The organism is Fodinicola feengrottensis (genome assembly GCF_039530045.1).
Taxonomy (GTDB): domain Bacteria; phylum Actinomycetota; class Actinomycetes; order Mycobacteriales; family HKI-0501; genus Fodinicola; species Fodinicola feengrottensis.
In genome coordinates, this window is the sequence record NZ_BAAANY010000049.1 from 1 (window position 1) to 5,831 (window position 5,831).

Consider the following 5,831-nt stretch of genomic DNA (forward strand, 5'->3'; position numbering starts at 1 on the left):
AACCCACCTGACCAGGCAAAACACCACCCAAGATCAAACTAGCGAGGAAACTCAGGCTAGGGCCCGCCCCGAGCCATCTAGGTATGCCCTGAACAGGGAAGATACGCATCCGCTCCGGATGCCACTGAGGCCTGTACGGACCAATATTGATCTCACCAGAGCACGAACCACCAAGCCGAGGAGATCGAGATGTTCCTGCACCCGGAGATGCTGTCCGCACTCGCCACCGAACGTCAGCACGAACTGGTCGCCGAGAACGACCGTCGGCACGTTCTGACCGCCGCCCGCCGGATCCGCCGGGCCGACCGCCACCAACGCAAGGCTCATTGAGAAAGGAGGAAACACCATGTTCATGCATCCACAAATGCTGACCGCACTGGCCACCGAGCGGCGTAACGATCTGATCGCCGAGAACAATCGCCGGCACGTACGGTCCGAGGCACGCAAAGCCCGGCGCCTGCACCGCACCCGCTGACGAAGGACAAATACCATGGGCGCCACTGACACGGTTTTTGATCATGGGAAAATCCCGCACTTTCCGAGGAAAGTGCGGGATTTTCCCATGATCAAAAACGAAGTAGGAACCCTCAGATCAGATACTGACCAGCATTTTGCCGGTGTTTTCGCCGCGGAGCATGGCCAGGAAGGCTTCGGGGGCCTGGGCGAGGCCGTCGACGACGGTTTCCCGGTAGCGCAGCTCGCCGCTGGCGATCAGCGGCGCGACCTCGGCGATGAAGGTGTCCTTGAGGCTCGCGTGGTCGTTGACCAGCATGCCACGCATGGTGATCCGCTTGCCGATCATCAGCGCCAGATTTCGCGGCGCGGCGCTGGCTTCGGTGTTGTTGTAGACCGAAATCATGCCGCAGGAGGTGATCCGGCCGTGGACGTTGAGGCGGCTGAGCGCGGCCTCCAGGTGGTCACCGCCCACGTTGTCGAAATAGACGTCGATGCCGTCGGGCGCCGCCGCGGCCAGTTGGTCGGCCACTGGGCCGTCTTTGTAGTTGAAGGCCGCGTCGAATCCGAGTTCGTCGGTCAGGTACGCGACCTTGTCCGCGCTGCCGGCGCTGCCGACAACCCTGGAGGCGCCGCGAATCCGGGCCAGCTGCCCCACCACCTGGCCGACCGCGCCGGCCGCGCTGGAGACGAAGACGGCATCGCCCTGCTGGAATTCCGCTGTTTTCAGCAGTCCCGCGTACGCGGTGAGACCGGGCATTCCGAGGACGCCCAGATATGCGTTTACCGGCGCGACCGTCGGGTCGACCTTGGTGGCGTTCTTGGCATCCAGCAGCGCGTGGCTCCGCCAGCCCAGCCCGTGCAGCACCACATCGCCCGGCCGCAGACTGTCCACAGTGGACGACACGATCTCGCCGACCGCACCGCCGTCCAGCGCCTCGCCGATCGCGAACGGCGGCACGTACGAACGCGTGTCGTTCATTCGGCCGCGCATGTACGGGTCGACCGTCATGACCAGGTTGCGGACGAGGACCTGACCGGGCGCGGGGTCCGGCAGGGTCGCCTGCGCGATCTCGAAGTTCGCCGCGGTCGGCCAGCCGTGCGGGCGGGACGCGAGCCGGACCTCAGTGGCCAGCGTTGTCATGAGAATGCCTCCTGTCGATGTGTACACTGCTAACATACGGAGAGGAAGTAAGCAGTGTCAACATTGCGTGCCGGCTATCACCATGGTGACCTGCGGGCCGCCTGCCTGGCGGCGGCGCTCAGTCTGCTCGAGGAGGGCGACGAGGGCGACCTGTCGCTGCGCGCGGTGGCCCGCCGCGCCGGAGTCTCGCCGACCGCGCCGTACCGGCATTATCCGGACAAAGACGCGCTGCTCGCCGCGTTGGCCATTCACGGCTACCGGGAGTTGCGGGCCGAGTTGCTGGCCGCGGACTCGGCGGCCGCCGAGGGAGACGAGTACGTGGCGATGGCGCAGGCTTACGTGGCGTATGCGGTGGCCCATCCGGCGCTGTTCCGGCTGATGTTCGACCACGCGTGCACACGATCGCATCCGGAGACGACCGCCGCGTCCGCCGCGGTCACCGAGGTGCTCGCCGCGCGAGTGGCGGCCGCCGTGCCGGCAGCGCAACGGCCGGCCTTCATGATCGGCTGCTGGGCGCTCGTGCACGGCCTCGGTTCGCTGCTGTTGAACGGTAAACTCACCCCCAACGGGCCGGACGAGGTCGCTGAACTCACCCGTGCGGTGGTGGCCACTATGCTCGGCTCCAGCGCGCTGCGGCTCTAGTGAACAGTGGTCCATCGTGGACAGTGGGTTAACTCGAGTTGATTTCCAGCGCGCGGTCGTCGACTGGACTGGCCAAAGATCACAGTTGGGAGACAGTGCCCAGACTCGCACCTTAAGCTGTTTAAGGTTTCGTTACGGTCGGGGAAAAGGAGAGGGGACAGCGGCGATGTCGGTCGGTCGGAAAACGGGGCGGACGGTGGCGGCTGCGATGGCCGCGGCCCTGTTGGTGGGCGGCTGCAGCACGCCGGATTCCGGCAGTGCCATCGACGCGCCGGGCGCTCGTGGCGGCACGCTCCAGCTGCTCGGCCAGTCCGATTTCGAACATTACGATCCCGCGCGGCTTTATGTGACCCCGGAAGAACATCTCGCCGTCCTTTATGCGCCGACGCTGACCTCATATGTGAACGCGGCCGGTCTCGCCGGCACCAAGATCGGCGCGGACGCGGCCACCGACACCGGCCAGCACAACAGCGACTTCACCCAGTGGAGTTTCACCGTACGAAAGAACCTGAGATGGCAGGATGGCAAAGACGTCACCTGCGCTGATTTCAAATACGGTGTGGAACGCTCCTTTTCGTCGCTTCTCACCGATGGCCCGCTCTACCAGCGGCAGTATCTGAAGGGCGGCGACACCTATCAGGGGATTTACACCCAACCGCAGGGCCTGCCGTCGGTGACCTGCACCGGTGACACCATCTCGTACCAACTCCGCCAGCCCGTGCCGGAATTCAACTACGCGGTTACCCTCGGCATTTTCGCGGCCGTACGCAAGGACAAAGACACCGGCGTCAAATACGACAACATGCCTTTCTCGTACGGGCCGTACATGTTCTCCGAGCACGTGAAGGACCAGCGGGTGGTGTTCGTCCGCAACCCACACTGGGATCAGAGCATGGACCATATTCGGCGAAATCTGCCGGACAGCATTGTCTTCACCGTCGGCCTGGACGCGTCGGTGATCACCGACCGGCTGATCCACGACAAGGGCACCGACCAGCAGGCCATTCCGTTCGGCAACACCCAGGTGACCGTGCAGCAGGCGCAGCAGGTGTTCAACGACAGTGGCCTGAGCAAGCGGGTGGTCAGCGGATTTGATGGCTTTGTCTGGTATCTCGCGGTCAACACGGCCAAGGTCAAGGACCTCAAATGCCGGCAGGCGTACGAATATGCGATGAACAAGCAGACCTATCTGACGGCCCTGGGTGGCACCCAGTTTGGTACGTACGCGACCACCATGATCACGCCATCGCTTTCCGCTTACCGCAAAATCGACCCGTACGGACTGGCGAACAAGCCGCAGGGCGACCCGGCCCACGCGAAGCAGTTGATCGCCCAGTCGCCGAGCTGCCCGAAAAACATCAAACTCGATTTCATCAACAATGCTTCCGGTGGCCGTACGGCGGCCGCGATCAAGGCGGCCTTCGCCACCGCGGGAATCACCGTCACACCGAATCCCATTGCCCGCAACCAGTTCTACACGACGGTCGGCAAGCCCTCGACCGAGGACGAGCTGGTCTATGCCAGTTGGTCCGCCGACTGGCCGTCCGCCTCGACGGTGATTCCGCCGCTTTTCGATGGTCGGCAGATTGTCCAGAACGGCAACCAGAACTTGGCGCAACTCAACGACCCGGCCATCATTTCGGCAATGGACGCGGCCGCCAAGATCACCGACCCGGCCGCCGCGCAGGCCGCCTGGGCCGCGCTCGACCTGCAGGTGCAACAGCAGGCGGCCACCATTCCCCTGCGCTACAGCAAGGCCGTCTACCTCGTCGGCTCCAAGGTGACCGGTGCCCGCCTGCACTCCCAATACAGCGACATCAGCCTCCTCAACGTCGGCGTCCAGCAGTAACCAGCACTCCGGACGAACAGTCAACAGCCTGCGCTCATGTAGAGAGCCTCGCGTGGCCGGCAGATAGGTAGCAGGCAACGAACAGGAGCGCTGTGTAGCCGCGAGGCAACTCGAAGAGGATGGACTCGTTGACTGTCGAGTGGGAAGCAGGGCGTTGGATCCGAACAAGCATCAAGGGACTTCGGCGAGGCATTCTTGAGGTTGCTACCTCCGCTTCACCACCAATCCGGCCGTAGATTTTGATAGCAACGCTGCGGAGCGAGAGATTCGGATGATCAAAATCCGGCAGAAAGTGTCCGGCTGCCTACGAACCATGACCGGCGCCCGCCAGTTCTGCGCGATCCGCAGCTACCTCGCCACCGCCGCAAAACACGGAAGGCATTTTCTTCGACGCACTCACCCAACTCGCCATGGGCAATCCCTGGATGCCCGAAACCACTTGGCCAGTGACACTGGGTCATCGCGGATCAAGTCGATGCCGGCCTCGATACGGTCTGCGGCTCGGGCCGCTGCCGCAAGATTTTCGTGCGCCTCGCTGGTGAAATCCTGGAGGTGTTCGCCTGGTTGACCGATTTCCCGCCTGACGGCGGGAAATCCAGGAGCGGTAAGCGCGTACGAGTGGATACAGAACTGTCGTAAGTGAGTCAGTTGACTGATCAGCGAGGTCGGCCAACTTGTGCATGTCCAGTTCCAGATCGCCGAGTTCAGGGAGATCGGGGTCTGCTTCAGCGCTTGACGCGTCGGTCGCGGGAATTTCGTAAAAGGGGACTGAACGCGTTGCTACACGTATTGCGCGCATGGGATTGCTCGGCGTCGACTCGGCGTGTGTTGCCGACCCGCTACCAAAGGCGAACTCAGGATGGAATCGGCATGCCATCGCCAGCCGCCGACGCTATGCCTGGTCGTCAAGGTCGCCGCCTCCTATCTTCTCCAGGAAGGTTCCAGCGCACGAGCGCGGTCAGAGGTGTCCCGCGACGAGAACCGGGCACCCAAAGCTGTTAAGGTTCAAGTCTACGGAATTCGTCCTGCTGTACATAGTCAGTTTTGGGAGTCGTCGTGGCTGAACTAATTGCAAAGCCGAAGCGTCTCCTGGACCGAGACCGTGAGTGGTCCCTGTTGCGTGAGTTCCTGTTGGACCCAGCGGTGCAGCTGCGGCAGGCGATCGTGTCCGGCCGGCGGCGCAACGGGAAGTCGTTCCTGCTGGAGGCACTGACTGAAGCCGCAGGGGGGCTCTACTTGACGGCGATACAAGAGGAAGGCAGGGTCCTCGCGCTTCAGCGATTCAGCGAGTTGATCGCTGCCCACGCCGGAGTGCGCCCTGGAGCGCTCCGCCTCGACGGATGGCAGGACGTACTGTCCACCGCTCTCGACGTCGTCAATCGGGCACCAGGCGCATCGCTGCTTGTGATCGACGAGCTGCCGTACTTGTTGCAGCACTCGCCGGAGGTGCCGGGGTTCTTGCAGTTGCTGTACGACCAGTCACAGTTCGGCAAGGCGCCTGGTGGGCGAATCGTGCTGTGCGGGTCCGCGATGAGCATCATGAGTGAGCTGCTGTCGGGCACGAAGCCGCTGCGCGGGAGAGCCGTGCTTGACCTACGGCTGCCGGCGTTCGACTTCCGTACGGCTCGTATCCATTGGGGTGTGGAGGATCCAGCTACGGCGCTACTGGTTGACTCGGTCCTTGAGCCTGTCACGATTTCTGTGTAAGCCGGAGGTGATTGGCTTACTTGTCTTATTATATCA

Annotated in this window: 6 protein-coding genes and 1 pseudogene; 6 read left to right on the forward strand and 1 reads right to left on the reverse strand. The window is 63.1% G+C overall.

Annotated features, from left to right (window positions below):
- Positions 1–189 precede the first annotated feature (189 nt).
- Both ABD301_RS41090 and ABD301_RS41095 read left to right on the forward strand, forming a co-directional pair.
- A complete protein-coding gene (locus ABD301_RS41090; RefSeq protein ID WP_163571828.1) occupies positions 190–330 on the forward strand; it encodes a hypothetical protein in 141 nt (46 codons plus the stop codon).
- Between the two features lie 16 nt (positions 331–346).
- Entirely contained in the window at positions 347–475 is a 129-nt protein-coding gene (locus ABD301_RS41095; RefSeq protein WP_279582106.1) for a hypothetical protein, read from the forward strand.
- A 117-nt stretch (positions 476–592) separates the two neighbouring features.
- On the opposite strand, the gene ABD301_RS41100 is transcribed toward ABD301_RS41095, so the two are convergent.
- Positions 593–1,597, reverse strand: coding sequence for an NADP-dependent oxidoreductase (locus ABD301_RS41100; RefSeq protein WP_344315433.1), 1,005 nt, complete (start codon positions 1,595–1,597; stop codon positions 593–595).
- 54 nt (positions 1,598–1,651) lie between these two features.
- On the opposite strand from ABD301_RS41100, the gene ABD301_RS41105 reads away from it, so the two are divergent.
- From ABD301_RS41105 to ABD301_RS41115, 4 genes and pseudogenes are all read left to right on the forward strand, one after another.
- Positions 1,652–2,239 (forward strand): TetR/AcrR family transcriptional regulator, encoded by a 588-nt coding sequence (locus tag ABD301_RS41105; protein ID WP_163571829.1) that lies wholly within the window; start codon positions 1,652–1,654, stop codon positions 2,237–2,239.
- Between the two features lie 196 nt (positions 2,240–2,435).
- Positions 2,436–4,088 (forward strand): ABC transporter substrate-binding protein, encoded by a 1,653-nt coding sequence (locus tag ABD301_RS41110; RefSeq protein WP_344315434.1) that lies wholly within the window; start codon positions 2,436–2,438, stop codon positions 4,086–4,088.
- A gap of 220 nt (positions 4,089–4,308) precedes the next feature.
- Positions 4,309–4,656: pseudogene (locus ABD301_RS42695) on the forward strand (IS66 family transposase); the annotation flags it as partial.
- A gap of 488 nt (positions 4,657–5,144) precedes the next feature.
- Positions 5,145–5,795, forward strand: coding sequence for an AAA family ATPase (locus ABD301_RS41115; protein WP_344315435.1), 651 nt, complete (start codon positions 5,145–5,147; stop codon positions 5,793–5,795).
- Positions 5,796–5,831: the final 36 nt, after the last annotated feature.